Origin of the sequence: Vibrio sp. V19_P1S1T109 (assembly GCF_002241375.1) — a bacterium.
GTDB lineage: Bacteria > Pseudomonadota > Gammaproteobacteria > Enterobacterales > Vibrionaceae > Vibrio > Vibrio anguillarum.
In genome coordinates this window covers 1-2,285 of sequence record NZ_NDIM01000262.1, presented here as the reverse complement: position 1 = coordinate 2,285, position 2,285 = coordinate 1, and the positions used below count along the sequence as shown (strand labels likewise).

At 42.8% G+C, this 2,285-nt stretch carries 2 protein-coding genes; both read left to right on the top strand.

The genetic code is table 11. The features are described 5' to 3' along the window. Positions 1–1,592: GumC family protein (locus tag B9J87_RS13045; protein ID WP_094151101.1), on the top strand; the 1,592-nt coding region annotated here is incomplete at its 5' end. A gap of 2 nt (positions 1,593–1,594) precedes the next feature. Further along, on the top strand, positions 1,595–2,285 hold a 691-nt coding region (locus B9J87_RS13040; RefSeq protein ID WP_094151098.1), incomplete at its 3' end, for a VpsP family polysaccharide biosynthesis protein.

The following is a 2,285-nucleotide window of genomic DNA, read 5'->3' as shown; positions in this document are numbered from 1 at the left end:
GTCATATCGAAGACAAACTTCAAGTTGAACTGAAGGCGAATAGCTGGCTCAACAACCGCATGGGTGATTTGCGCGAACAACTAAAAAAGTCAGAAGCTCAACTACAAATATTTTTAAAATCTGAAGGGCTAGTTGATATCCAAGGCGTTGAAAGCCTAGCATCTCAAGAACTTGAAGAACTGACCTCTCAATTGAATAAAACGAGAGACAGACGCGTTGCAGCTGAGACTCTTTATTTGGTCGCTCAAACGTACAGCCGTCAAGATGGTGACCTCTCTGCCCTTGCATCTATCCCAGAGATCTCTAACCACCCGACGATACGAGATGTCAAATTGGCTGAAGTGCAAGCTGAAAAGAAAGTCTCGGAACTATCAAAACGCTATGGAGATAAACACCCAAAACTCAAAGCAGCACAAGCCGAACTAGCCTCTGTTAAACGTAATTTAAATTCCGAACTAAAACAGCTACTAAACGGGATCAACAATGAGTTACAGGCTGCTAAGCAAGCAGAGAGTTCTTTGCACCGGGAACTTGAGAAACGCAAATCAGAGTTTCAAAGCCTCTCCGTAAAAAATGCAAGATATTCAGAGCTAAAGCGTGAAGTCCAAACAAACCGAGAGCTGTTTGATCTCTTTTTAAGTCGTCAAAAAGAGACCAGTGCATCGAGCGACTTTAATGCTACGATTGCTCGTTTTACCGATTTTGCCAATCCGCCCCTCGCCCCAAGTAAACCGAATCGTAAACTGATTGTATTGTTAGCGTTTGTCGCTTCGTTTGGTTTGGCGTGTGTTGTTGCTTTTATTGCTGATGCGGTAAACGATACATTCCTTGATGTAAAACAGGTCGAAAAACAGTTATCACTAAGCTTACTCGGTATTATACCGGCAATTAAAACTCGAGGTCCCCTGACGCTCAAAACCTATTTTGATTCGAAACACCGAGAGCTAACAGAAGCGATTAGAACCGTTCGGACTGGTTATTTACTTGCCAACACCAACAAAGATCATCATGTTGTAATGGTTACTTCTTCACTACCAGAGGAAGGAAAAACAACCTCGAGTATCAATTTGGCTTTTTCACTGGCACAAATGGAAAAAACACTACTGATTGACTGCGATTTGAGAAAACCATCGGTTGCACACCGTTTTGGCATCTCTGGTTCACAGCCAGGAATGAGCAACTTGCTCATAGGTACGCATACCATAGAAGAGTGTCTCTATACCGATGAAGAATCAGGGCTTGATGTTTTGGCAGCAGGAGTCGTGACAGACAATCCTCTTGAACTTATCTCCTCGCCTAAGTTTGCCTCACTACTCGAAGAGCTAAAGACACGCTATAGCAGAATTGTGATTGATACACCTCCGTGTTTAGCCGTTAGTGATGCATTTATGCTGTCGCAGTACGTGGACTCGACCATACTCGTGATCAATGCTCCACACACACGTACTAAAGTGGCTAGAGATGTGGTCGGACGCTTAACGCAGCAAGGAGCGAGAATTGATGGCGTCATATTGAACAAACTGAACACCAAAAAAGCCTCTAATTATAGCGGTTATCATCAATATCAATCCTATTACGGCCCAGAAAAATAACCATGAAGGTCGTGAATCACCCTTTTTTAGCCCATGCTTTGCGTTTGAGCATTGGGCTAACTGCACTCGTTACTCTCTATTTTGCATTTCATTTTTTGACGGCGTCCATTTACGCGCTAGCAACAGAAAGAAATATCGACTACTGGACAAAACACAGTGATGGTGTAACTTTAGAGCAAGTGAATGAGACAAAACTCATGATACTAAAGGCCCTACAACACCACAGAGACCATCCTCATTACCACAATTTACTGGGTAAGGTGTATGAGTGGGAAGCCTATTTGGGCGATGATGTAGATAAAGAGAGCCGCTTGCTCAATGCAAAAAAGGCCTACTTGGAAAGTGCATTATTGAGACCCACTTGGTCAGACACATGGGCTGATTTATTGGTGATTGAAACTCAGTTGAAAGGGGAAAATATTGATCTCTATTTTGCACAAGCCAACAGATATGGGCCTTTTACACCCAAAGTGAACAACACACTTTCCCAGATTGGCCTTAACCATTGGTCTATTTTTTCAGCGCCGCAGCGAACTATCATTATTGATCACGCCGCAAGAGCATTAGCTCATCCTCAAAGCCGAGGAGAAGCCTACCAGTATCTAAAATCAAACGGTCTCTTAAAATTTACCTGTGCAGCTATTATTTATAACCCTCAACGTTATACTGAGAAAAATAATCTCTGCAAGAGAG